The sequence below is a fragment of the Sphingobacterium sp. UDSM-2020 genome (genome assembly GCF_016132525.1).
Taxonomy (GTDB): Bacteria; Bacteroidota; Bacteroidia; order Sphingobacteriales; family Sphingobacteriaceae; genus Sphingobacterium; species Sphingobacterium anhuiense.
This window is the reverse complement of record NZ_CP066166.1, coordinates 717,289-743,295: the sequence shown is the minus strand read 5'-3', so window position 1 is coordinate 743,295 and position 26,007 is coordinate 717,289. Positions and strand designations below refer to the sequence as shown.

The 26,007-nt window shown below is 35.2% G+C and carries 24 protein-coding genes; 12 read left to right on the top strand and 12 right to left on the bottom strand.

The features are described 5' to 3' along the window. Positions 1 to 67: 67 nt before the first annotated feature. From JAZ75_RS03120 to JAZ75_RS03110, 3 genes are all read right to left on the bottom strand, one after another. Complete coding sequence (locus JAZ75_RS03120) at positions 68 to 826, bottom strand: ABC transporter ATP-binding protein (RefSeq protein ID WP_021188823.1); 759 nt, start codon at positions 824 to 826, stop codon at positions 68 to 70. A 29-nt stretch (positions 827 to 855) separates the two neighbouring features. Then, the gene (locus JAZ75_RS03115) at positions 856 to 1,599 is read right to left on the bottom strand and encodes a lysophospholipid acyltransferase family protein (RefSeq protein WP_208700205.1); all 744 of its coding nucleotides are present in this window, start codon (positions 1,597 to 1,599) and stop codon (positions 856 to 858) included. Positions 1,600 to 1,699: 100 nt separating this feature from the next. Further along, positions 1,700 to 3,070 carry a dipeptidase gene (locus tag JAZ75_RS03110; RefSeq protein ID WP_208700203.1) on the bottom strand — a complete coding sequence of 457 codons (1,371 nt, stop codon included), beginning with the start codon at positions 3,068 to 3,070 and terminating at the stop codon, positions 1,700 to 1,702. 200 nt (positions 3,071 to 3,270) lie between these two features. On the opposite strand from JAZ75_RS03110, the gene JAZ75_RS03105 reads away from it, so the two are divergent. Both JAZ75_RS03105 and JAZ75_RS03100 read left to right on the top strand, forming a co-directional pair. After that, positions 3,271 to 6,024, top strand: coding sequence for an outer membrane beta-barrel protein (locus JAZ75_RS03105; protein WP_208700201.1), 2,754 nt, complete (start codon positions 3,271 to 3,273; stop codon positions 6,022 to 6,024). 9 nt (positions 6,025 to 6,033) lie between these two features. Beyond that, positions 6,034 to 6,828 (top strand): GLPGLI family protein, encoded by a 795-nt coding sequence (locus JAZ75_RS03100; RefSeq protein WP_183915973.1) that lies wholly within the window; start codon positions 6,034 to 6,036, stop codon positions 6,826 to 6,828. 134 nt (positions 6,829 to 6,962) lie between these two features. On the opposite strand, the gene JAZ75_RS03095 is transcribed toward JAZ75_RS03100, so the two are convergent. Both JAZ75_RS03095 and JAZ75_RS03090 read right to left on the bottom strand, forming a co-directional pair. Then, positions 6,963 to 7,142 carry a hypothetical protein gene (locus tag JAZ75_RS03095; RefSeq protein WP_021188827.1) on the bottom strand — a complete coding sequence of 60 codons (180 nt, stop codon included), beginning with the start codon at positions 7,140 to 7,142 and terminating at the stop codon, positions 6,963 to 6,965. Positions 7,143 to 7,269: 127 nt separating this feature from the next. Next, positions 7,270 to 9,408, bottom strand: coding sequence for a S46 family peptidase (locus JAZ75_RS03090; protein ID WP_208700199.1), 2,139 nt, complete (start codon positions 9,406 to 9,408; stop codon positions 7,270 to 7,272). A gap of 186 nt (positions 9,409 to 9,594) precedes the next feature. Here JAZ75_RS03090 and JAZ75_RS03085 point away from each other — a divergent pair, with 186 nt between their 5' ends. The 4 genes from JAZ75_RS03085 to JAZ75_RS03070 all read left to right on the top strand — a co-directional run bounded on the left by JAZ75_RS03085 (position 9,595) and on the right by JAZ75_RS03070 (position 12,109). Continuing rightward, a complete protein-coding gene (locus tag JAZ75_RS03085) occupies positions 9,595 to 10,944 on the top strand; it encodes a DEAD/DEAH box helicase (protein WP_168128229.1) in 1,350 nt (449 codons plus the stop codon). Beyond that, positions 10,944 to 11,183: a hypothetical protein gene (locus JAZ75_RS03080; protein WP_132843735.1), complete on the top strand. Its 240-nt coding sequence runs from the start codon at positions 10,944 to 10,946 to the stop codon at positions 11,181 to 11,183. The genes JAZ75_RS03085 and JAZ75_RS03080 overlap by 1 nt, the downstream gene beginning before the upstream one ends. Before the next feature lie 157 nt (positions 11,184 to 11,340). Next, positions 11,341 to 11,691 (top strand): gliding motility protein GldC, encoded by a 351-nt coding sequence (gene gldC / locus JAZ75_RS03075; protein WP_021188829.1) that lies wholly within the window; start codon positions 11,341 to 11,343, stop codon positions 11,689 to 11,691. A gap of 10 nt (positions 11,692 to 11,701) precedes the next feature. Continuing rightward, positions 11,702 to 12,109 carry an EVE domain-containing protein gene (locus tag JAZ75_RS03070; RefSeq protein WP_021188830.1) on the top strand — a complete coding sequence of 136 codons (408 nt, stop codon included), beginning with the start codon at positions 11,702 to 11,704 and terminating at the stop codon, positions 12,107 to 12,109. Between the two features lie 60 nt (positions 12,110 to 12,169). Here the strand turns inward: JAZ75_RS03070 and JAZ75_RS03065 are convergent, their stop codons facing one another. The 7 genes from JAZ75_RS03065 to JAZ75_RS03035 form a co-directional block, all read right to left on the bottom strand. Then, complete coding sequence (locus JAZ75_RS03065; RefSeq protein WP_021188831.1) at positions 12,170 to 12,697, bottom strand: acyl-CoA thioesterase; 528 nt, start codon at positions 12,695 to 12,697, stop codon at positions 12,170 to 12,172. 14 nt (positions 12,698 to 12,711) lie between these two features. After that, a complete protein-coding gene (locus tag JAZ75_RS03060; protein WP_232789345.1) occupies positions 12,712 to 13,629 on the bottom strand; it encodes an SDR family oxidoreductase in 918 nt (305 codons plus the stop codon). Next, a complete protein-coding gene (locus JAZ75_RS03055) occupies positions 13,629 to 14,579 on the bottom strand; it encodes a M20/M25/M40 family metallo-hydrolase (RefSeq protein WP_208700197.1) in 951 nt (316 codons plus the stop codon). Before JAZ75_RS03055 ends, JAZ75_RS03060 begins: the two co-directional genes overlap by 1 nt. A 55-nt stretch (positions 14,580 to 14,634) precedes the next feature. Continuing rightward, positions 14,635 to 15,285, bottom strand: a complete 651-nt coding sequence (locus JAZ75_RS03050; protein ID WP_021188832.1) for a lipoprotein signal peptidase — start codon at positions 15,283 to 15,285, stop codon at positions 14,635 to 14,637. Between the two features lie 60 nt (positions 15,286 to 15,345). After that, positions 15,346 to 15,732 (bottom strand): TraR/DksA family transcriptional regulator, encoded by a 387-nt coding sequence (locus JAZ75_RS03045; protein ID WP_021188833.1) that lies wholly within the window; start codon positions 15,730 to 15,732, stop codon positions 15,346 to 15,348. 3 nt (positions 15,733 to 15,735) lie between these two features. Next, positions 15,736 to 19,149, bottom strand: a complete 3,414-nt coding sequence (ileS, locus tag JAZ75_RS03040) for an isoleucine--tRNA ligase (RefSeq protein WP_208700195.1) — start codon at positions 19,147 to 19,149, stop codon at positions 15,736 to 15,738. Positions 19,150 to 19,383: 234 nt separating this feature from the next. Further along, positions 19,384 to 19,737: a HesB/IscA family protein gene (locus JAZ75_RS03035; RefSeq protein ID WP_021188834.1), complete on the bottom strand. Its 354-nt coding sequence runs from the start codon at positions 19,735 to 19,737 to the stop codon at positions 19,384 to 19,386. 409 nt (positions 19,738 to 20,146) lie between these two features. Between JAZ75_RS03035 and glyA the strand changes: the two genes are divergently transcribed. From glyA to JAZ75_RS03005, 6 genes are all read left to right on the top strand, one after another. Continuing rightward, on the top strand, positions 20,147 to 21,418 hold the full coding sequence (gene glyA, locus JAZ75_RS03030) for a serine hydroxymethyltransferase (RefSeq protein ID WP_132773414.1): 1,272 nt from the start codon (positions 20,147 to 20,149) through the stop codon (positions 21,416 to 21,418). A 242-nt stretch (positions 21,419 to 21,660) separates the two neighbouring features. Then, entirely contained in the window at positions 21,661 to 22,251 is a 591-nt protein-coding gene (locus tag JAZ75_RS03025) for an RNA polymerase sigma factor (protein ID WP_132773416.1), read from the top strand. Between the two features lie 214 nt (positions 22,252 to 22,465). Next, the gene (locus JAZ75_RS03020; RefSeq protein WP_132773418.1) at positions 22,466 to 23,149 is read left to right on the top strand and encodes a zinc metallopeptidase; all 684 of its coding nucleotides are present in this window, start codon (positions 22,466 to 22,468) and stop codon (positions 23,147 to 23,149) included. Positions 23,150 to 23,304: 155 nt separating this feature from the next. Then, the gene (ffh, locus tag JAZ75_RS03015) at positions 23,305 to 24,642 is read left to right on the top strand and encodes a signal recognition particle protein (RefSeq protein WP_132773420.1); all 1,338 of its coding nucleotides are present in this window, start codon (positions 23,305 to 23,307) and stop codon (positions 24,640 to 24,642) included. A 259-nt stretch (positions 24,643 to 24,901) separates the two neighbouring features. Next, on the top strand, positions 24,902 to 25,501 hold the full coding sequence (locus JAZ75_RS03010) for an NADH-quinone oxidoreductase subunit A (protein WP_208700193.1): 600 nt from the start codon (positions 24,902 to 24,904) through the stop codon (positions 25,499 to 25,501). After that, positions 25,498 to 26,001, top strand: a complete 504-nt coding sequence (locus JAZ75_RS03005; protein ID WP_021188837.1) for an NADH-quinone oxidoreductase subunit B — start codon at positions 25,498 to 25,500, stop codon at positions 25,999 to 26,001. The genes JAZ75_RS03010 and JAZ75_RS03005 overlap by 4 nt, the downstream gene beginning before the upstream one ends. Positions 26,002 to 26,007: the final 6 nt, after the last annotated feature.

Below are 26,007 nucleotides of genomic sequence, written 5' to 3'. Positions count from 1 at the left end.
TTTTTATCATCAATTTAAGTAATTGATATTCAGTTTGAAAAAATACACTAGCGTTGTGCTCATCTTTCTAAATATTTTCAAAATCATCACCTTTTTCTTCTAATGCTGATAGTCTTGGAGAAACGGATTTGATATCTGTATTTGGATAATCGGCTTCTATAAGTCCATCTCTCATGCGGACGATTCGATGTGCATGCTGTGCAATATCTTCCTCGTGAGTTACCAATATGATGGTATTTCCCTTAGAATGGATTTCTTCTAAAAGCCCCATGATTTCGATAGAAGTCTTTGTGTCAAGATTTCCTGTAGGTTCATCCGCAAGAATAATGGATGGGTTGTTTATCAATGCACGGGCAACTGCTACACGTTGGCGTTGACCACCTGATAACTCATTTGGACGATGATCAACACGATTTCCTAATCCGACACTATTTAAAGCTTGTGTTGCTTTTTCCTCCCGCACACTTTGTTTAATCCCTGCATAAATTAATGGAAGTGCAACATTTTCCAATGCTGTGCTTTTGGGTAAAAGGTTGAATGTTTGAAAAACAAATCCAATCTCCTTATTCCGAACTTCAGCCAGTTCATCATCTGTCATATCACTGACATTGATGCCATTTAAAATATAATCACCATAATTAGGAGTGTCTAAGCAACCTAAAATATTCATTAATGTTGACTTTCCAGATCCAGATGGACCCATTAAAGCTACAAATTCACCTTTCTTTATATTTAAAGAAACAGATTTTAACGCATGAATAGTCTCTGTTCCTATTGTATATTGTCGAGCGATCTCTTGAATTTCAATTAATGTTGCGGAAGCCATAGCAAACTTGTTTAAATTTGGTGTTCAAATTACAATTTATTCTGCAATTTCCAATGTGAAAGCATTTTATTGTAAACGTAATTTTCTAAGTCAGCAGCATTTTGTTCATCATAATTATCTGTATTAATCGGAGCAAATACTTGCACTTTTACGATGCCTGGATGCGATCCTAATTTATGACCGTCATCCCATAAAATTTCCCAGGCATTTTCAATGACAATCGGGATTATTGGAATATTATTCTCAATTGCCAGACGAAATGCACCAGATTTAAAAGGATGTATAGTAGGTGGATACTGCTCATCAATTTTTCCTTCCGGAAAAATGGCAAGAGATTTTCCCTCCTTAAGCATTTCATTAGCCTTTTTAAAAGATCTGAAAGAAGCCATTCTGCTCTTACGATCTACAGGGATATCAATTGTTTTAAAAAATATGCGTGTTACGGGGTTTTTCAATAACTCTGCTTTTCCAATAAAACTAATAGCCTTCTGGGATATAAAAGTCATCGCCGTGATGTCTAAAACGGAAGTATGGTTGGCACAGAGGATATAAGGTTTGGACCAGTCAATTTTTTCTTCAAACTTTACGCGGTAAAAAATACCGACACCATATGAACCGATGAGACTCATCCATCTCCTGAGATACGCGATTTGATTATAGTTTTTGGATGCATTTCTTGCATATAGCCATATGATGGGAAAAAGACAACAGAACACAATAAAAACACTAGCAAAATAAAAATAGCGATGCAGTTTCTTCAGAATTTTAATCATTCAATAATATTTTTATACAAGATAGCTTTTCGTAAGGAGAGCAATATAATAAAAAAGGGGTTCAAATTAGCGAACCCCTTTCTGTATTTTGTGCAGGTATTTATTTACTTAATGCAGCATAATATTTATGAAACAAAGGAATAGTTGAAATACCTTTAAGATAATTTTCAATACCATATTTCTCGTTCGGAGAATGTAGGTTGTCACTATTTAATCCGAAACCAAGAAGGACAGTTTTTAAGCCTAAAACTTCCTCAAATAAGGCTACAATAGGAATTGAACCTCCGCCGCGGGTTGGGATAGGTTTTACCCCAAATGTGTCCGTTAAAGCTTTCTCAGCAGCTTTGTAAGCGACACTATCAGTTGGAGTTACAACCGGTTCGCCACCATGATGCGGTTTAACTTCGACTTGTACATTTTTGGGAGCAATTGCTTCGAAATGTTTTTTAAATAAGTCTGTAATGCGCTGTGAATTTTGATTTGGAACTAATCGCATCGAAATCTTGGCATATGCTTTTGAAGGAAGTACAGTTTTTGCACCTTCACCAATATAACCTCCCCAAATACCGTTCACTTCTAAAGTCGGGCGAGTACCTGTACGTTCAATTGTTGAATATCCTTCTTCTCCCCATAGCTCTTGAACACCTAAATCTTTTTTATATGCTTCGATTTCAAATGGCGCTTTATTGAGCTCATCGCGTTCTTCCTGAGATAGTTCGACGACATCATCGTAAAATCCTGGAATGGCAATATGATTGTTCTCATCATGTAGAGATGCGATTAATTTTGCTAAGATTGTAGCTGGGTTTGCAACTGCGCCCCCGTAAACACCAGAGTGTAAATCTCTATTTGGGCCAGTTACTTCAACTTCAACATAAGATAATCCTCTTAATCCAGTTTCTAAAGATGGAGTTTCCAGACTGATCATCGATGTGTCAGAAATAACAATTACGTCAGCTTTTAATTTTTCCTTATTTTCTTTTACAAAAGTTCCAAGGTTAGCAGAACCAACTTCTTCTTCTCCCTCGATCATGAATTTAATATTGCACGCAAGTACATTATTTTTCATCATATATTCAAATGCTTTTACATGCATATAGAATTGTCCCTTATCATCTGCAGAACCACGCGCGTAAATTTTACCATCACGTACTGTTGGCTCAAACGGTGGCGTATCCCACAATTCATATGGATCAGCAGGTTGCACATCATAATGTCCATAGGTCAATACCGTCGGTAAAGCAGGATCGATAATTTTTTCTCCATATACAATCGGATTACCCGCTGTTTGACAGATTTCTACATTATCTGCGCCAGCTTCCTTTAACTTTTGTGCTACAAATTCTGCCGTTTTTTCGATATCACCTTTAAATTTTGGATCAGCACTTACTGACGGAAGACGTAATAAATCAAACAACTCATCTAAAAATCGTTGTTTGTTCGCCTCAACATATTCTTGTATAGTTTGCATAGTATGAATGTATTTAAAACAAAAATAGGTAAAACATTATAATTTCACCTTGGTAATTATGGTTTTAGAGGCATAATTAAAGGATTTAAAAAAAAGTTATAAAAAGTTGTAACATTTCTATTGAAAGCCTATCTAATAGGGGTAACTATGCAATATATTTGTGCAGTTTTATTAACCAAAGTGATAATTATAGTTTTTAGATGAAAAGAAAAACGATTTTCCATTTGTTGTTGCTATTACCGATGCTTGTGAGCTTTTGCTTTGCTCAGAGTAAAATTCAAGGTAAAATTAGTGATGCCAAAGATCAGCAGAAGTTGTCAAATGCAACAGTCATGCTTTTGAGTGCCAAAGACTCTATTCTTTTAGATTTTACCAGATCTGATGAAAATGGTAATTTTTCGTTAAGTACACCCGTACAAAGTGAGGCAGTACTTATTGTAAGTTATCCCAAATACGGAGACTATTATACCGAAATATTACCAAATCAAGATTATTCAGCATTAAAAGTTGGTTTGACAAATACAGCACAGCTTTTACAAGAAGTTATCGTGACAGGTCGTATTCCGATCACTATTAAAGGAGATACTACGGAGTATGATGCAGGTAGCTTTAAAGTGGAAAAAAATGCTAAAGTTGAAGATTTATTGAAAGTATTGCCAGGTATTACGGTTGATGCATCGGGAAAGATTACTGCACAAGGTAAAACTGTGAAAAAAGTTTTAGTAGACGGGGAAGAATTCTTTGGCGATGATCCAAAATTAGTAACTCGTAATATCCGTTCGGATATGGTCGACAAAGTGCAAGTCTATGAAAAACAGTCTGAACAAGCGGAACGTACTGGAGTCGATGATGGAAATAAAGAACAAACGATCAATGTAAAGCTAAAAGAAGGTTCTAAAAATGGAATCTTTGGTAAAGCTGTTGCCGGAGTGGGAACTGATGATTATTACAATGGACAGCTAATGCTGAACAAATTTAAAGGTTCACAAAAAATATCCGCTTACGGATTATTTGGAAATAACGGTGGCACCTCATTGTCTTGGGAAGATGCTCAGAAATACGGCTCGGATTCCGGAGTTAGTTACAATGATGATGGTATGTATTTTAGTTCAGGAGGAGATGATTTCTCAGGATCTGGCTCTATAGGAGTACCTAAAGTGATGAATACAGGTGTCAACTTTTTTGATAAATGGAAAACAGATAAGCATAAATTAAATTTAAGTTACAAATACGGGAAAATTGAAAGTGATGGTAACGAGACAACAAATAAACAAAATAATCTCGAGAACGATATTCAATTTACAGATAAAGTAAGAAATGCTAAATCTGATTTAACGAAACAAAGAATGAATCTGAAATATGATTTGAAATTTGATTCGTTGACTACTTTAACTATTCAAGGTAATGCTTCTAAAAGTAAAAATTGGACTGATGATAGATCATTATCAAATACGATAAATAAGGATGGCATTTTATTAAACTCTGATTCGACAAATAATAGTCGAAATTCGAATGCGCAATCTTTTGGTCTTAATGCTTTTTTAACTAAGAAATTCAAAAAGGCTGGACGTTCAGTCTCTTTAAATATGAATATCAATAGAGATGAAAATGATGGTGATGGTTATTTATTTGCTAACATTCAGTTTTACAAAGATAATGTAGCTTCAAAAGATACCACTGATCAGTATAAGAAGAACGATGGAAATAATACGACCAAAGGTGCTACAATAACTTATACGGAACCACTAACGAAGAAATTGAATCTTTCTTTAAATTATGGTTTAAATAAAAATGATAATAATTCATCACAGTTCTCTTATAACAGAGATCAAGCAGGTAATTATAATGTCTTAGATGATCGTTTTAGTAATGATTATAGTTACGATAGATTTTCTAATAATTATAAGGTTGCACTAACTTATAAAGATGAAAAACTTAGAGCCAATTTCACGAATAGTATAAATGATGATCAATTAAAGCAATCTAATAACCGTTCGAAAGAACAAGTTCAACGTTCGTTTTTAACTTACAATCCTAATTTGAATATTAGCTATAATATCACAAAAGGAAAAGGAATTTATTTTAGTTATTCAGGAAGAAATCAATTGCCATCTTTGAATCAAATTCAGCCAATTCTTGATAATACTGATCAATTAAACTTGGTGATCGGTAATGAGAATCTAAAACCCTCATTTAGCAATAGTTTTAATGTAAATTATAATTCTTTTAAAATTCTTTCAGGTTCTTATACCTATTTGGGTGCAAATTATAGTAATCAGAATGACGCATTTGTCCAGAATATTACAACTGATGAAGAAAGTGGTAAAAGTATCTATCGTTGGGAAAATTTAACAGATAAAACAAATCAATCAATTAACGTTTATGGTGGTTTCCATTTTAAATTGAATAAAGAATTGGGAATAGAAAATTCTCCTAGGATAGCAGTTTATGGATCAAAGAACTATAATATGATCAATGGAGCTTTAAATAAAGTTGATGTGCTAAATTACAGTTTTACATATGCCATTTTTAGAAATATGAAAAAAGGTTTTGATTTCGATATTAACTTGACACCTGGATTTAAAACTATGAATTCTTCTTTACAGCCTGATGTAAATAGTAATGGTTTTACTTTTGGTTCTAATGGTGGAGCGACTTATTTTTTTCCTAAGAAATTTAAAGTTTACGTTAACTATGATTATACCTACGAAGCATCAACTAAAGCTTTTGCAACAAAATTTGATCAATTGTTGATTCATCCGGGCGTAAGTAAAAAATTCTTGAAAAACGAATCCTTAGAATTGGATTTTACAGTAAATGATATCCTGAATCAAAATAAAGGATTTGCACGTAGTCAAAATAATTCAGTTTTCACACAACGTCGTTATGACACAATTCAACGTTATTACATGTTGAAGTTGAGCTGGGATTTCACAAAAATGTTTATGAATTAAAAATTATTTATGAAAATATTAAAATTTATAGCAGTTCTATTCTTACTGTTTGTAGTAGGGGAGAGTAAAGCACAGTATACCCTATTTTCAAAGACCGGAACAATTACATTTGATAAGACAATGTATATTAAAAACATCATTGCTAAGCAATTTGTAGCAAAAGCAGATGAAAATTCTCGTCGTTGGTTTCAAGAAATGGTGACAACAGCACCTCAAAGTGTTACAATTCAAAAAACATTGAAATTTAATGGTAGTGAAACTCTTTTTGAGCCTGTTAAGAAGGAGCTTGATCCAGCATCATCACGTTACATGATGCAATTAGCATTAGATTTTGACGGGGTTACATCTTCTAATCTTGAACAAAATAGCTATAAAAGATTCAATGACATATTTGGAGAAAAGATAGTAATTCAAGATTCCTTGAAGAAAATTAAATGGAAAATTACAGATGAATATCGTGAAATTGCTGGATTTAACTGCAGAAGGGCCAATGGTGTTACTTCAGATTCAATTTATGTGATTGGATTTTATGCAAATGAAATACCTGTATACGGTGGCCCTGAATCAATAAATGGTCTTCCAGGAATGATTTTAGGGCTTGTGGTTCCTAATCAACATGTTTCCTATTTTGCCTCTAAAGTTGAACTTTCTAGTGCTCCAGTAATGGATAAGAAAGTATTTGAAGCCAAAAAAGTTAAAGTATTAACAAGAGCTGAGGTCGATAAGCAATTTACACAGACTCTTTCGTCAGGAATGATGACAAAGGATATGGTTAAATATATTATGCAGCTACTTTTATTGTAATTGTAAAACCAAGCTGTGTCTAATTAATAAAGCCCTTAAATATTACATTTAAGGGCTTTATTAATATAAAAAAATAATATCAAAATAAAAGGCGCTTTTAAAGCGCCTTTTATTTTGATTAAGATAAATAAAAACTATTTACCGTCATTTTTCTTAGCAGTAACTTCATTACGAATTTCTTGTGCTAATGTTTTAATGTCTTGTAATCCTTTGCGTACACGAGTACCTGCAGCAGAGTTACCATTGTTGAAAAATTTGTCTGCATCTCCTTCGATTGATGCTACTAACTCTTTTAATTTTACGTAGTTTTCCATTTTAATAATTATAATTTTAGTTTTATGGTCTTGTTTATTACTCTAATTAACACAATAAATATACAAAAACCAATTTAATAGAAAATATTTTTTCAGAAAAATTTCTGTTAAAAATTGTGAAATATGATTATTCTACAATTTTTAATTCACTAATGATATTGGTAGCTCCAGCAAATTTGTCAATTACAAATAAAACGTAACGAATATCTACAGATATCGTGCGTTGCAATTTGTGATCAAAAATAACGTCACCTGCCATCGCTTCAATATTACCATCAAAAGCCAAGCCAATTAGTTCGCCATTTCCATTTATTACAGGAGAACCTGAATTTCCGCCAGTTATGTCGTTGTCACTTAAGAAGTTAACTGGAAGATATCCAGCTTTATCTGCATAGCGACCGTAATCTTTATTGTTTTGCAAATCAATCAATCTCTGAGGCAAATCAAACTCTTCGTCTCCTTTTTTGTACTTAGCAATAGTGCCTTTCAAAGTCGTATAGAAGTTTTGTGCAGCATCATTACGTTTATCTGCAGGCAATGATTTAATAGAACCATATGTTAAACGTAACGTGCTGTTTGCATCTGGATAGAATTTTCCTTTTGGATTAGAAGCTAATACGCCAGCAACATATTTACGGTGTGCAGCCTCGAATTTATCCGTTGCTTCTTTATCTGAAGGCGAAGACTCACGGTATTTATTTAATAATGCTGTCGATAATTTGTACAATGGATCGTTATCCAACGCTAACGCTGTCGGATTGTCTAAAAAGTTATTAAGTCTTTCTTCGGAAGCAAAAATACTATTTTTGACAGCTTCACGAATATATGATGTTAGATCATTGTTGTTTTTACCAGCTAGTTCTGCAACATAAGGAGCGATGTTGCCACCTTTTTTTGCATATAGGTTCAATTCATCAATCAATACATCTTCCTCTAGAGGTAAGTATAATTTCTCATAACTTGAAGCAATTGCTCCTTGCAACTTCGGTAATAACTCTTTACGTTTCGCCTCATTAGACTTTACATATAAATCCAATCCATTTCCGATTGAAAACGGTAAAGCGGCTAATGTACTTGAACGGATCATACCACTTAAATAGTTATCATGACGTGCTTTTTCATTCGTAGCAGCATAATAAGCATTAATCGTAGCAATTACATCACCATATTCTGCTTTATTCTCTTTTTTATTAGCCCATTTGTTAAATTTAGCCTCATCTTGAGCTTTTGTCACCGCAGTTTTGTGCAACGTTAAAGCGTCGATCATTCCTTGGCGATTTTTCCAGTAGTTAGCTACTTGAGAATATTTAGAAGCATAATTGATTTTAACAGCTTGATCTTTGTCCATGTATTTTTTCATGACATCCATTCCTGTTTTTGATGCCTCTACCCAAGCAGGGTAAGCAAACTTTACATTTTGATCAATTCCTCCTGCAGGCATCCAACGATTGGTACGGCCAGGGTATCCCAATATCATAGCAAAATCACCTTCTTTAAAACCTTTTAAACTGATCGGTAAGAAGTGTTTTGGTTTTAAAGGAACATTTTCCTTAGCATATTCTGCTGGGTTACCATTCTTGTCCCCGTATACACGGAAGATAGAAAAGTCTCCTGTGTGGCGTGGCCATTCCCAGTTGTCTGTATCACCACCAAATTTACCTATGCTGTTAGGAGGAGTTCCTACTAAACGGACATCGTTAAAATCTTGATAAACGAAATAGTAATATTCATTGCCATTGTAAAATGATTTTACATTGACGATGTATTTACCGTTTTTGCTGTTTTCTTTTTCGATTTTAGCGATTTCCTGATTAATGATTTTTTGACGTTCAGATTCAGACATTTTATCATTTACTAATGACAAAATTCTTTTTGAAACATCATCCATACGAACAAAGAAGCGAACGAACAAAGACTTCGGTTTTAGTTCTTCAGATTTTGTTTTTGCCCAGAAACCATTTGTTAAGTGGTCATTTTCAGGAGTTGATAATTCTGCAATTGCACCATATCCACAGTGGTGATTTGTGAATACTAAGCCTTGGTCAGAAACGATTTCTGCAGTACAACCACCATTGAATTGTACGATTGCGTCCTTTAAACTTGAATTGTTGATGCTGTAGATTTCCTCAGCCGTCAGTTTCAATCCTTTCTTTTGCATATCAGCTTCATTAAGTCGCTTCAAGTGCATTAAGAACCACATTCCTTCATCTGCGAATGTGGTCATACTTGCTGTGATAAGCAGCAATAAGATCCATAATTTTTTCATACAAACTTGATAAAAAAGTTTAGTTATTTACTACAAAGGTGGTTTAATTCTGCTTTAAATCAAAATGCGACCAATGAAGCATCTTTTTAACAATAATAATGAAACAGTTATGTCAGTTTTACGTCAATCTGATAATCATTTAATGCATAAGATAAGCATGTGGATGCTTTTCATTATCTTTGTAAAATGCAGCAAACATTTGAAAATTTTAAATTGAATAAGCAGCTTTTGAACGCAATTGAAGAAGCAGGTTATTCGGTTCCAACAGAAATACAACAAAAAGCTATTACACCGATTCTAGCTGGTCAAGATATCATGGGAGTAGCGCAAACAGGCACTGGAAAGACGGCTGCATTTGTCTTACCTATATTAATGAAATTGAAATATGCGCAAGGTCAAGATGCACGCGCTTTAATTTTATCGCCAACCCGCGAACTTGCTATGCAGATCGAGGAAAATATCCAGACATTTTCAAAATATCTTGATTTACGTACAGTCGTTTTATATGGTGGTTTGGGGCCTAAAACCCAAATTGAAAACCTTGAAAAAGGAGTAGACATAATTGTCGCGACACCGGGGCGCTTTTTAGATTTATATTTAGAAGGTCATATTAATGTGAAATCATTGAAATTTTTGGTGATGGATGAGGCCGATAAAATGATGGATATGGGATTCATTTCTAAATTGCACCGTATTTTGGAAGTCGTGCCTCGAAAAAGACAAAATTTATTATTCTCCGCAACAATGGGAGAGCTGGTTCGGAAAATTGCTGGTGATTTCTTAGCTTTTCCAACGGTTATAGAAGTTTCTGAGCAAGCAACGCCAGCTTCGACGGTGAGTCAGAGAGTTTATTTCGTTCCTAACCAAAAAACAAAACTCAATTTATTGCAACATCTATTGAAAGATGATGAATCATTTCATCGTTTAATTGTTTTTTGCAAAACAAGAACAGTTGCGGATAATGTTTTTGCCTTTTTAGAACGTAAATATGGTAAAGATCAAGTACGGGTTATACATGCTAATAAAGGTCAAAATACACGTATCAATTCTATTAATGCCTTTAAAGAAGGAAATATACGAATTTTAGTAGCGACTGATGTAGCAGCACGTGGTCTTGATGTTTCAAATGTTTCTCATGTGATTAACTTTGAAGTTCCCATAGTGACAGAAGATTACGTACACCGTATCGGACGTACCGGCCGTGCATTTAATTCTGGTGATGCTATTACTTTTTGCAATGATGCAGAAAAATATTATTTCAGAAAAATTGAAAAGCTAATGCGTCAGTCTGTTGATGTTGCTCCACTACCAGATGAAGTTTTTATCGAAGAAACACCATATTTCGAACGCCAGGCTATTGCCAAAGAAATCGATATTCAAAAACGAAAAGAAGATCCAGATTTTAAAGGAGCGTTCCACGAGAAGAAATTTGCAATCAAGCAGAAAGAAGCAAAAGCATCACAGCGTGCATCGGGGTTCAAGTCTAATAAACAAGGTCCTAAAACTTCTACTAAAAGAAATTATAGAACAAAATAGTGAGACTTACACCAATTAATATCGTATCGGCATGCTTAGTAGCTTGGTATTTTGTAGAGGATATGTCCGATACGAAACCATTACTGTCTATGACCGCGCTGTTGATCTTAATGGTGGTATTACTATTGGTGGATATTTTCTTCCGGATTATTGTCAAACAAAATAAAAAACTTTGGCTCTATGAGTTGGGTTTTATAGTGGTAGTCGCGATCTTAACACTTATTATAAAAATAGCGTAAGCCTTTTGTAAAAAGCATTATTAATATGGAACAATCTTGAGCATATCATATAGAAATCAACATGTTCAGAGTAGCTTCATAGCCTTTAAAAACCGAGTGAAACCAGCTTAATAATTAGTAAAAGCTAACACTCATTATTAAAACAAATCATATTCTAATGAAAAAAGCAGAAATAAAATTACAGGTTGAATTGGATGATGCAAACGTGCCTGACAAAATTACTTGGTCTTCTAATGATGGTGAATCTTCTGATGAACTTCCTGCCAAAGCCATGTTTTTAGCATTATGGGATTCTGCATATAAAAACTCAATGCGTATCGATTTATGGACTAAAGATATGCCTTATGATGAGATGAAACGTTTTTTCTATGAAACCTTACAGACATTAGGAGATTCATTTCTACGTTCTTCAGGCGGTGATCCTATGGCAGAGAAAGTAATCGCAGATTTACGTGATTATTGCGCTCACTTTGCTGATAAAATGGAAGTATTAGAACAACAAAACTAATTTTTTCGATATGAATTACTTTTTGGTCAAATCTGAACCTTTCAAATACAGCTGGGAGCAATTTAATAAAGATGGTCAGACATTTTGGGATGGTGTACGTAATTATCAAGCCCGTAACAATCTTAAAGCAATGAAAGAGGGCGATCTTGTTTTATTTTACCATAGCAATGAAGGAAAAGAAGTGGTGGGTATTGCAAAAGTTGTAAAAGAATACTATCAGGATCCTACAACTGAAGATCCGAAATGGGTAGTCGTAGATTTAGCTCCTGTCGAAACATTTAAAAAATCAGTTACACTAGAGCAGATCAAAGCAGATGAGTTTTTACAGGATGTTGCATTAGTACGTCAAGGAAGATTATCTGTAATGCCACTAAAGGCTGAAGAGTTTGATCGTATAGTGGCTTTAGGCTCTGAATAATAGCGTTTGCACTAATTAAAATTAAAAATGCCTCAGATACACCATCTGAGGCATTTTTAATTAGCCTTTGTGATCAAATAAATTGACAAGGTTTTTTAATTCAGTAGCTTTGCTTGGATCTAGCTTACCACTTAATATTAAGCGTAACTCACGACGTCTCATTGCCTCGTCGTAAAGCCTATGTTCCAATTCCGTTTCCGGAACTACTTTTGGAATAGGCTGCGGTTTGGCATGCTCGTCTACCGCTACGAATGTATAATAAGCTTCATTTGATTTTTCTTTTGTTCCCAATGGAAGATTTTGAGCAAACACCTCCATTCTTACTTCAATTGAAGTATTAAAGGCACGCGTTACCTTCGCTTCAATGGTCACAACTTCTCCTAGTCGAATGGACCTTTTGAATGAAACGTTATCGACCGATACGGTTACTACTGGACTATTACAGTGTTTCTGCGCTGCCATTGCAGAACAGATATCCATCCAATACAACAATCTACCGCCCATTAAATTACCAAAAGTATTCGTATCATTCGGTAATACTAATTCATTCATTACCGTTGTAGACTCTTTAGCACATTTCTCCTTCATCTCTTTTTTTATTATTAACGGAAGATTCCGTATTGTTTATCGATTATTTCTAAACTCGCTTTGAAAGGAGTTGGTTGAAAGCCCAAAATCGACTTGGCTTTTGATAATATAAACCCTGTTTTTTGTGGTCTGTTTTCAGATTGACCTATTGATGCCGCCGTAATTTCTGAAATTAAGGATTTGTCAAATTTCCAAAAATCTGCAATTTGATAGACTGCTTCAGCAATTGTAAACATTTCCTCCCCACTGATGTGGAAAACTCCTGTTGCACGTTTTTCAATAGCTAAAAGACAGGCTTCAGCTAAATCATCAACAAACGTTGGCATGCGCCATTGATCTTTCACCACTTTTATCGGTTCATTTTTTGAAAGTTTTTCTTTTGCCCAAAGCACTAAATTAGAGCGGTTTGGATTAGCATTTATTCCATACACCAATATCGTTCTTAAGATCGCATATTCACATCCAGAGTTATGGATAACTTGTTCTGAACGTAATTTGCTTTTACCATATTCACTTAATGGATTGGTTGAATCATCCTCTTTATATGGACCATTTTGGCCATCAAAAACAAAGTCTGTGGATAACTGTACTAAAAAACCATTTGTCTGCTTACAATAATCGGCCAATTGCTTCGCTACCTCAACGTTCATCTTTTCACAGAGCACTTTATCAGCTTCGCACCCTTCAACACTTGTGATTGCAGCAGTGTGAATGATGTAATTTGGTTTAACTTCTGACAGATAGGTGTTTAAAAGATCCGAATTCATCAAATCCAATTGTTGAAAATGATAATTCGCTACATTCGGATTGTCGTTTTTATTCATGGAAATAGCAAAAACTTCATAATTGAGGTTTTTACTAAGTAGATCGATTAGTTTTTGTCCTAAAAACCCATTTGACCCAGTTATTAACACTTTGTTGGTAACCATCATTAATTTGTGAATTGGAATTCGAGTTTCTCACTTTGTTTTAACATATTGTTGATAACCAATACCTCGAAATCGATAATTCCAGTAAGTCCTGAATAGTTGATTTTTTCTGGATCATCTGTTGGCATATGATAATCAGGATGACCTCCTGTGTGGAAAAATAGAACTGGAATATTCTTCTTATAGAATGAGGTCTGGTCAGAACCACCATTACCATCATGACCTGTATAAAACTTAATTTTAGGTGTGATACCCTTAAATATTTCCGGCCATTTTTTACTTGTTCCATATCCAATTACAGCAACACCCTGTTCAGGATTTAACCTGCCGATCATATCCATGTTTAACATACCTGTTATTTTATCAAGTGGCAAAGTTGGGTGTTCGGTAAAATATTTTGATCCGATTAATCCTAACTCTTCAGCACCAAATGCGATAAAAAGAAAATTATAACTTTCCTTTAAATTATTCGTACTATAATAACGTGCTAATTCCAGTAAACCGGCTACGCCTGAAGCATTATCATCAGCTCCGTTGTGTATTTTACCAACACCGAGAGAGTCTTTTGAGCTGCCTTGATGACCAGTTCCTAAATGGTCATAATGTGCCCCGATTACAATAGTAAGTGGAGCGCCATTGTCTAAAAATGCAATGATGTTATCTGCTTTGCGAATGCTGTCACTCACTTTAACTTTCCATACTTTAGCATCAAACGATTGTCTGAATCCTTTTTCACCTAACGGTTGAAGTTTAAGTGTTTTAAAATATTTTTCAATATAATCTGCCGCTTTGAATACTTCTTTGCTTCCTGTACCGCGACCTTTCATTTTATCACTTGCGAGATAGTTGATATGTTTTTTTACGAGTTCAGGATTGCTGTATTGTGCAATTCCTTGTAAACTTAGAACACTGAAAAGTGTTAAAAGGGCGCATTTAATATATAATTTTATCATTTGTAGTTGTTCATAAAAAAAGCCTTGAAAATTCAAGACTTTTTAGAAGTCGTTATTAATCTTCTACGATTTCACTATGTATACTTGTTTTTTCTTCTTTCTCTTCTTTAAAATATTTCTTTTGGAAGAGTAGAATCAGCACAACCCCCACCGATATTGCAGAATCAGCAATATTGAATACCGGTCGAAAGAATAGAAATTCTTGACCACCCCAAATCGGGAGCCAAGATGGGAATGTTCCATTAATCAGTGGAAAATAGAGCATATCAACGACCTTTCCATGGAAAATCGTTGCATATCCTCCATCTGCAGGAAATAATGAAGCTTTATCGTACCAGGTGCTTTCACTAAAGATCATACCATAAAAAGTAGAGTCGATAATATTTCCAAGTGCTCCTGCAAAGATTAAGGCAATATTGAGAATAAATCCGCGATTATATTTCTTTTTAACCATGTAATGCAGGCCATAGCCGATTGCTCCGACAGCGATAATACGAAAAAGTGTAAGCATCAGTTTCCCAAATTCGCCACCAAATTCCATTCCATAGGCCATTCCATTATTCTCTATAAAATGGATTTGTACAAATTTACCAATCACCTCATAACTTTGACCAATGGTCATATTTAATTTGACCCATATTTTTGATATCTGGTCAATTAAAAGAACGAGAATAATCAGAATTACTGGTTTAGTATAGCCTTTCATAGTTGTAAAAATGGTCTTTACTTTTGGTAAAGACCATTATGTTTTTGTATTTAAAAAATATTAATACTGTTTATTTTTAGCTTCGATACTTAACGTAGTGTGAGGAACAGCTTTCAATCTTTCCTTTTGGATCAATTTTCCCGTTTCTCTACAAATACCATAAGTTTTGTTCTCAATACGAACTAAAGCCGCATCTAAGTTGTCGATGAATTTTCGTTGGCGAGCAGCTAACTGATTCGTTTGTTCTTTTTCTAAAGTGGCAGAACCATCTTCCAAAGTTTTATAAGTACCAGCAGTATCATCCGTACCGTTTGCATCACTATTATTTAGAGAGGCTGTTAAGGCAGCAAGTTCCTCTTTTGCAATTCTTAGTTTTTCTAAGATAATGCTTTTAAATTCTTGTAGCTCTGAATCGCTATAGCGTGTCTTTTCGTTATTAGTTGCCATAATTTAAATTTTTTCGATTAAAACATTCAATTCCTTTCCGTCAATATCAATGCTATCTCCGGTAGTTAGTGATTCTTCGAAACTCAATGAATCCGCTAGAATTTCGGTACAAATATAAGATAAATTTTCATTCGTTGCGCTCTCAATATCAGCATCTTTGCTAACTAAAACACGGATACGGTCAGTAACCTCAAAACCTTTGTCTTTCCTTAGGTTTTGGATACGGTTAACCAACTCTCTTGACAATCCTTCTTGTTTTAATTCCTCAGAAATATGGATATCCAGGGCTACGGTTAATTTAGCTAAATTAGCGACCTGCCAGCCAGCAACATCTTCTGCTATAATTTCTACATCGCTCAATTGAATTGTATAAGGTGTATCGGCTAATAAAATTTCACCATCGCTTTCCAATTTTGCAAGCTCTTCTGTAGAAAGTGCATTGATTTTTGCAGACACTAACTTCATGTCTTTACCAACTTTCGAGCCAAGAGCTTTAAAGTTCGGTTTAATTTTTTTCTTGATGATACCTGTCGTGTCCGTAATGAATTGAATATCTTTAATATTCGTTTCGGAAAGTATCAAATCTTTTACCTTTTCTACACGTTCTTGGAAGCTATTATCCAGTGCCGGAAGTAAGATTTTGTTTAACGGTTGTCTTACATTGATGCCTACTTTTTTGCGCAGTGATAAGGTAAGGGATGAAATATCTTGAGCCAATGACATACGCTCCTCCAGATCCTTGTCGATCAGTTTTTCCTGATAATTCGGGAAATTTGCTAAATGCACAGATTCAAAAGTTTCCCTACCCGTAGCGTTGTTCAAATCTAGATACAACTGGTCTGAAAAGAAAGGCGAGATAGGAGACATCAATTTCGCTATCGTATCCAAACAAGTAAATAAAGTTTGGTAAGCAGAGATCTTATCTTCAGAATATTCTCCCTTCCAGAAACGACGGCGGCAAAGACGAACGTACCAGTTACTTAAATGCTCGTCAACAAAATTTTGGATTGCACGTGCCGCTTTTGTGGGCTCGAAGTCCGCATAAAATTCATCGACTTCTTTAATTAAACTGTTCAATAGTGATATTACCCAACGGTCTATTTCAGGACGGTTTTCTAAAGCAATATCCGCTTCACTATAATTAAATTTATCAATGTTAGCGTACAGAGCAAAAAATGCATAAGTATTATATAAAGTTCCGAAAAACTTACGACGTACCTCATCCAGCCCCTCTTCATTGAACTTTAAATTATCCCATGGTGAAGCATTGCTGATCATGTACCAACGTGTTGCATCAGCACTATATTTATCTAACATGGTAAATGGATCAATCCCATTACCAAGACGTTTAGACATTTTATTACCATTTTTATCTAAAACCAATCCATTCGAAATGACATTTTTGAATGCAACCGATTTTTGCAGCATCGTTGAGATTGCATGAAGTGTGAAGAACCAGCCACGTGTCTGATCAACTCCCTCCGCAATGAAGTCTGCCGGAAATGCTTCTTTATAACCTTCTTTAAATGGAAGTGCTTCTCCTTTTGCAAGTTTTTCATAGTCTAGACCCCACTGGGCGTAAGGCATAGCACCAGAATCAAACCAAACATCGATTAAATCAGGTTCACGGAATAATTTTTGACCCGCGTCCGATACAAATACAATATCGTCTACATAAGGACGGTGCAGATCAAGTTTTTCAGTTCCGAATTTATCCAAATATGCTTTGTTAGTTTCTTTTTCTTTTTCAGATAATACATCAGAAACCAGAGATGCTTCCAATAAAGCCTTTAATTCAGGCATAGAACCAACGCAGATTTCTTCATTCTCATCTTCAGAGCGCCAGATAGGTAGGGGAGTCCCCCAGTAACGTGAGCGTGATAGATTCCAGTCAACTAGATTTTCCAACCAATTACCAAAGCGTCCAGTACCAGTCGCTTCAGGCTTCCAGTTAATGGTTTTATTTAGTGCAACTAAATCATTTTTAACAGCGATCGATTTAACAAACCAGCTATCCAAAGGATAGTAGAGAACAGGTTTGTCTGTACGCCAGCAGTGTGGGTAAGTATGCTCGTATTTTTTAACATCAAAAGCTTTGTTGTCTTCTTTCAATTTTATGGCGATAAGCACATCCGTAGGACGGAAATCTTTATCGGCACGTTCAGCATCCGAATAATATTCCTCTTTAACAAAACGACCTGCAAAGTCAGTGATTTCCTTAACAAATCGACCTGTACGATCCACAGTAGGTACCTCTTTGCCATTTTCATCTTTGATCAAGATTCCCGGTACACCTTGCTCTTTAGCTACTCTAAAGTCATCTGCGCCGTATGTTGGTGCAGCATGCACGATACCTGTACCATCTTCTGTGGTTACAAAATCTCCAGGGATTACACGGAAAGCTTTTTCCTGTAGTTCATCTGACGTGATATAAGGCATCAACTGCTCATAGCGTAAACCAACAAGCTCTTCGCCCGTGAAAGTTGCCGCAACTTCCCAAGGAATAACCTTATCACCTAAATTATAATCTTGAAACGATGCGTCTTTTCCTTCAGTTTTAAAATGTTTAGGGATCAAATCTTTAGCCAATATAACCGAAACCGGTGTCCCTGTATATTGATTAAAAGTTTTAATTTTTACATAGTTTATTTTTTTACCAACGACCAGTGCCGTATTGGAAGGTAATGTCCAAGGCGTAGTTGTCCAAGCAATGAAAGCAACATCTTCAGAGTCATCTTCCACTAAAGTGGCAATTGCTGGATGCAATTGATTTTTGATTAATCTAAATTGTGCGACAATTGTCGTATCCTTTACATCTTTGTAAGTACCAGGTTGATTTAGTTCATGTGAGCTCAATCCTGTTCCCGCCGCAGGTGAATAAGGCTGTATGGTATACCCTTTGTATAAAAGACCCTTTTTATAAAATTCTTTTAAGATATACCAAAGTGTTTCAATATATTCATTTTCATAGGTAATATAAGGGTTTTCAAGATCTACCCAATACCCCATTTTTATAGTTAAATCATTCCATACATCAGTGTATTTCATTACCTCTGTACGGCAGGCATCATTGTACTCTTCAACAGATATTTTCTTTCCAATATCTTCTTTAGTAATGCCAAGTTTTTTTTCAACAGCAAGTTCAATTGGAAGGCCGTGCGTATCCCATCCGCCCTTACGTTTTACTTGAAATCCTTTTAAAGTTTTATAACGACAGAAGATATCTTTGATTGCGCGCCCCATTACATGGTGAATACCAGGCATACCGTTGGCAGAAGGAGGACCTTCATAGAAGGTGTACGTTTTATTTCCTGGACGGTTTGTGATACTTTTTTCGAATATTTTTTCCTGTTCCCAACGGGTCAATATTTCTTTGCCTATTTCCGGCAAATTAAGCTGCTTATATTCTTTATACATCAGTGTCTCGTATTCTTTTTCTAAAGGTCGCTAATTTAATCAATTAAGCTGAAAGGTAAAAGCTAAAAAACAACCCTTTTAAGGTAAATACAACCTTTAACATCAGGTTGTATAGCATAATCAATCTAAAAAGTGATATTTCAACTTGAAGGAGTGATCATATCAATAGGATTCATAAATAAAAAAAGCCCAATATTCACTGAATATTGGGCTTTGTCTGTATATTTTAATTCTTTATGCAGAGAAAGAACTTCCGCAACCACAAGTGCTGGAAGCATTTGGATTGTTGAAGGTAAAACCACGTGCATCTAAACCGTTTCTAAAATCAACTTCCATCCCAGCTAAATATAAACCATGTGCTTTGTTCATAAATACCCTAATTCCCGAAATACTGTATTCGCTATCACCTTCTTTTTTCTGGTCGAATCCTAAAATATAGCTCATCCCAGAACAACCGCCACCTTCAACACCAATACGTAATCCAAAATCATCTGAAATTTCTTGTTGATCCTTCAGTTTTTTTAGTTCCTTTATCGCTCCTTCAGTTAATGTCAAGGGAGCTTTTTCTGTTATAGTCTCTGTACTCATCGTGATAATATTTTAACCAACTTAAACAAAATTACATAATTTTAATAGAAAATAGGACTGCTTCTAATTTATGACATTGATTAAACACATTGATTGCCAATATCGGACATCGGTCGGTTCGTAACATGTTACAAAGTAATATGTATTAACATCAATTTGATCGTCATGGGATTCCTGATATTGATAGTTATTTGTGGATGAGCAACTTTCTTTTATTGATTTTATGTGCATCATATGCAGGAAAGAATCAGGCGATATTTGAATTTTTCATTTTAATGAATTTTAATAAATAAGGGGTTTTTGTGAAATTTCGTAATAATAAAGCCTGTTTTTTGAGGCCTTTTTTAAGTATTATACTATATTTGTAGACTAAAATCATAATATTCATATTTTACACTAGATTAAAACAATGGAAAGAGATCAAGCCATTTTCAATTTGATAGCTGATGAGCTGAAACGCCAAGAGGAGGGTATCGAATTAATCGCATCAGAAAACTTCGTTTCAAAACAAGTTATGGAAGCTGCAGGTTCAGTTTTGACAAATAAATATGCTGAAGGCTTACCGGGAAAACGTTACTATGGAGGTTGTGAGGTAGTCGATGAAATTGAGACTATTGCCATCAACCGTGCAAAGCAATTATTCGGTGCAGAATGGGTAAACGTACAACCACATTCAGGAGCACAGGCCAACGCAGCAGTTTTTTTAGCAACAATTAAACCAGGTGATAAAATTCTAGGTCTTGATTTATCGCATGGTGGTCACTTAACACACGGTTCTCCAGCAAATCTTTCAGGTAAAATTTACCAACCTTTGTTTTATGGTGTAAAAGAAGATACAGGACTAATTGACTATGAACAATTAGAAGAAACAGCACTTCGTGAAAAACCAAAAATGATTATTTGTGGTGCTTCTGCTTATTCTCGTGATTGGGATTATGCGCGTATCCGTAAAGTTGCTGATGAAATTGGAGCTTTGGTTTTAGCGGATATTTCTCACCCTGCAGGACTTATCGCAAGAGGATTGTTGAATGATCCACTTCCACATTGTCATATCGTAACAACTACTACCCATAAAACACTTCGTGGACCACGTGGCGGTATGATCATGGTAGGTAAAGATTTCGAAAACACTTGGGGTGCAAAAACACCAAAAGGGGAAACAAGAACTATTACACAGTTGTTAGATTTAGCAGTATTCCCAGGTACACAAGGTGGACCTTTGGAACATACTATCGCTGCTAAAGCTATTGCTTACGGTGAAGCTCTTTCTGACGAATATATGGAGTATATTGTTCAAGTAAAGAAAAACGCAGCTGCTTTAGCACAGTTCTTCGTAGAAAGAGATTACAAAATTATTTCTGGCGGTACAGACAATCATTTAATGTTGGTTGACTTACGTAATAAAGATATTTCTGGTAAAGAAGCAGAGGCAGTTTTAGGAAAAGCGGGTATCACAACTAACAAAAATATGGTTCCTTTTGATTCTCGTTCTCCTTTTGTTACTTCAGGTGTTCGTTTTGGTACAGCAGCCATTACAACTCGCGGTATCAAGGAAACAGAGATTGTACAAATCGGTGAATTAATTGATGCAGCTATCGTAAATGCATCAAACGAATCAGAACTTGCTAAAATCCACGCTAAGGTAAAAGAGATGATGGCAGGTTTCCCTCTTTATAAATAAGCAGTACGTTAACATATCATAACATAATAAGTGCCCTTGATTTAAAATCAGGGCACTTTTTTTGTGCAAATGTTAAAAAGTCTTAAATTCCATTGTAATAATTTGATTACTCGATAATTTTCTCTTGTTTTGAGTATACGAAAATTGATCACTATATAAACGAAATACTATACGACAGACATCTACTTTTTAAACAGGTTGTAATTAAAATTAATTTGGTAACTGCTAAAAATAGGTGAAGTATGAGTATTTTAAATAAAAAGACGGATCAAGAATTAATCCATATATATTTAGATGGTAAAGAAACAGCGTTAGCAGCTTTGTTAGAACGTTATAAATCAAAAATATACACATCCATTTATATGAAAGTAAAAGATGAATATCTTGCAGAAGATATTTTTCAGGAAACTTTTATAAAAGTAATCAATACATTAAAAGGAGGGAAATATAATGACGAGGGTAAATTCTTGCCCTGGGTTATGCGCATTGCCCATAATATGATTATCGATCATTTTAGAAAAGAGAAAAGAGCTCCGAGTATTGTCAATACAGAAGGTTTTGATATTTTCGATGTATTGGATTTCAGTGATGAAAATGTGGAATCAAAAATGTTAAGAGAACAGCGTGATATCGATTTGAAGAAAATGATTCAAAAACTTCCTGATGATCAAAAAGAGGTATTGATTATGAGACATTTTTGCGATATGAGCTTTAAAGATATAGCTGATATCACTGAAGTGAGTATCAATACTGCATTGGGACGTATGCGGTATGCATTAGCCAACCTTCGTAAGATGATCGAAGGCCAAAGTCTGATGTTGCAGATCGGTTAGTATCACACAATATACTACGATTTAAAAGGGATGAACCGATGAGGGCATCCCTTTTGTTTTTTGACTTTCTATGTAATAATGTCATATTTTTGTTTCACTTATTGTTCTTTTATGTATTAATGAATGATTTTAGTACATTAGTATGTGAAATTTTGTCTGTTATGACAAGGTGGAATGTATTTTGATAAGTAACTACTAAAACAAAGAAAATATTATGTATTGGATTTTATTTATAGGGATCATGGTTATAAGCCTGATCGTTCAAACCCGATTTAAAAATAAGTTTAAAAAATATTCTGAAATTCCTTTAACGAGCGGATTGACAGGGGCAGAGATTGCACAAAAAATGCTTCATGATAATGGTATTTATGATGTGAAGGTCGTTTCGATCCCTGATCGTTTAGGTGACCACTATAATCCAGCAGATAAAACAGTAAATCTAAGCCCTGAAGTTTACAGTGGAAGAAGTATTGCTGCAGCGGCAGTTTCTGCTCACGAATGTGGTCATGCTGTGCAACATGCTACGGCATATAAATGGTTAGGATTTAGATCTGCCATGGTACCCATGGTGAGCTTCGCTTCAAAATTGACATCTTGGGTTTTGATGTTGGGTGTTATATTAATGGCCTTTTCACAGAACTACATTGTTCTAGCAATAGGAGTTGCGGCATTAGCGATTACAACAATTTTTAGTTTCGTGACGCTTCCAGTAGAATTTGATGCCTCAAATCGTGCGAAAGCCTGGTTAAGCAATAATGGTGTAACTTACAGCTCGACAGAAGATGAAGGTGTAAAAGATGCATTAAAATGGGCTGCAATGACATATGTAGTAGCAGCATTAAGTGCTTTGGTTACCCTATTATATTATGCTTCCCTATTATTCGGAAGAAGAGATTAAGGGCTTTACGGATACTTAAAAGCACAATAAAGCGAATGTTTTTATAAATATTCGCTTTTTTTATCTATTAATCCTTGGAATTGAATTCTATATGCTTCAGCTTCCGACTATTTTTTTAACTTTGCTTTTTATAATAGCATAGACTTACAATTATCATGTTTCAGAACTTACAGGATAAATTAGATAGAGCCTTTAAGGTTTTAAAAGGCCAAGGCAGTATTACCGAGATCAACGTTGCAGAAACGATGAAAGAAATTCGTAAGGCATTATTAGATGCCGATGTGAATTATAAAACTGCAAAGACATTTACAGATGATGTTAAACAAAAAGCGTTAGGTGAAAATGTATTAACAAGTATCTCACCCGGCCAATTGTTGACCAAAATCATGAATGATGAGTTGACAGCGTTAATGGGAGGCTCTGTTACTGAATTAGAAGCTTCTAAAAATCCGACTGTTATACTAATCGCCGGATTAAATGGTGCTGGTAAAACAACATTCTCAGGGAAATTAGCTTTATACTTAAAAGATAAAAAAGGTAAAAAGCCTTTATTAGTAGCTGGTGATGTGTATCGTCCTGCGGCAATTGACCAATTGGAAGTATTGGCAGGACAGGTAGGTGTTCCGGTTTATGTAGACCGTAATTCTACAGATCCAATCGCTATAGCAAAAGCAGGGGTAGAGGAGGCAAAAAGAAGTGGACATAATGTAGTGATCATTGATACTGCAGGTCGTTTGGCTATTGATGAGCCTTTAATGGTGGAGATTACTGCTGTAAAAGAAGCTACTCAACCGCATGAAATTCTCTTTGTTGTGGATTCGATGACTGGTCAAGATGCTGTGAATACAGCTAAAACATTCAATGACCGTTTGGATTTTACAGGTGTCGTTTTAACAAAACTAGATGGGGATACTCGTGGTGGTGCCGCATTATCAATTAAATCTGTTGTAAACAAACCAATCAAATTTATCGGTACAGGCGAGAAGATGGATGCATTAGATGTGTTTTATCCGGATCGTATGGCTTCCCGTATTTTGGGTATGGGTGACGTTGTCTCTTTAGTAGAAAGAGCACAACAACAATTTGATGAAAAAGAAGCCGCAGAGCTTCAAAAGAAAATTCGCAAAAATAAATTTGACTTCAACGATTTTAAATCGCAGATTCAGCAAATCAAAAAAATGGGTAACATGAAAGATTTGATGGGTATGATTCCTGGTGTCGGTAAAGCGATGAAAGATATTGAAGTAGATGATAATGCATTCAAGCCAATTGAAGCAATTATTGATTCAATGACTCCATTTGAAAGAGAAAATCCAGATGCGATCGATCAAAAAAGACGTTCTCGTATTGCCAAAGGTTCAGGTACTGATATCAATGAAGTGAATAAGTTAATGAAGCAGTTTGGCGATATGCGAAAAGTAATGAAGCAGATGTCAAACCCGGCAATGGCAGCGAAATTAATGAAAAGCATGCCTAAAATGCCAGGGAAATAAGATAGAAATTATTTTTTATATCCTTTAATACCCTAAAAATGCATAATTTTTAGGGTATTTTTTTAGAGATATAAAAAATGCCAGTTCGATTGTAAATGGAGCGTTGTAGCTGGCCCATTGTCATAGAGTTATCAAAGATGAAATAAATGAGCTATAAGGGCATGGATTCTCTGATATCTTTTGACAATTCGTATTTATTTTTTTGTATTTTAGACTTAGTTCTGATTGTAATAGAATTATTTTTTAACTTTGTAAAACAATGGATGACCCCGGGCAATTATCGGAATACGGAAAGATACTTATCATAATTTTGGTAGGCATATTTTTAGTTGCGATGACCATTATGGCAGGAAGAATGCTTTCTGTAAATAAACCTACTCCTCAAAAATTAAGTACTTATGAATGTGGTGAAGACGCAGTAGGTTCTTCGTGGGTTCAATTTAACCCAAGATTTTATGTTATTGCACTTATATTTTTACTTTTTGATGTAGAGCTCATTTTCATATTTCCTTGGGCTACTGTATTTGGACAGGCCGAATACATTGCCGCCGATGGAAGATGGGGGTGGTTTACTCTGATTGAAATGGCATTGTTTGTAGGTATACTTATTATAGGGTTGATTTTTGTGTGGGTAAAGGGCGATCTCGAATGGGTAAAGCCGATACATCAACGACCAAAGGTCAATGTCAGTATTCCAAGTACTGCTTATGATGGTCTTAATCAAGCAACTTATCCCTTAAGGGCGTATACAGTGCAGTTAGACGATAAAGCAACTGCAGAAAAAGCTAATGAAGAAATGCCTGTAGCCCCAAAAATAGTTTTTAAACCCAGATTCAAAAAACCAGGAGCAACATCATGAGTTTAGAAAGTCAAATACAGAATAATGGTGTTATTGTAGCCAAATTGGACGATCTCCTGAATTGGGCAAGACTATCATCGATGTGGCCGATTAGTTTTGGTATAGCCTGCTGTGCTATCGAGATGATGGGAGCCATGGCTGCTAATTATGATCTCGATCGATTAGGGGTTTTTCCTCGCCCTTCACCTAGACAGTCGGATGTGATGATTATAGCAGGGACGGTAACCTTTAAAATGGCCGATCGTATTCGGAAGCTTTATGAACAGATGCCAGAACCAAAATATGTGATTTCGATGGGATCATGTTCAAATTGTGGAGGGCCATATTGGCAACATGGATATCATGTTGTAAAGGGAGTTGATCGCGTTATACCGGTGGATGTATATGTGCAAGGCTGTCCTCCGAGACCAGAAGCATTGATTGGTGCATTTTTAGAACTACAAAAGAAAATTGAAAAAGAAAGTTTATTGGGAGAACAGTTGTTTAACCAAAAAGCTTAATAGAAT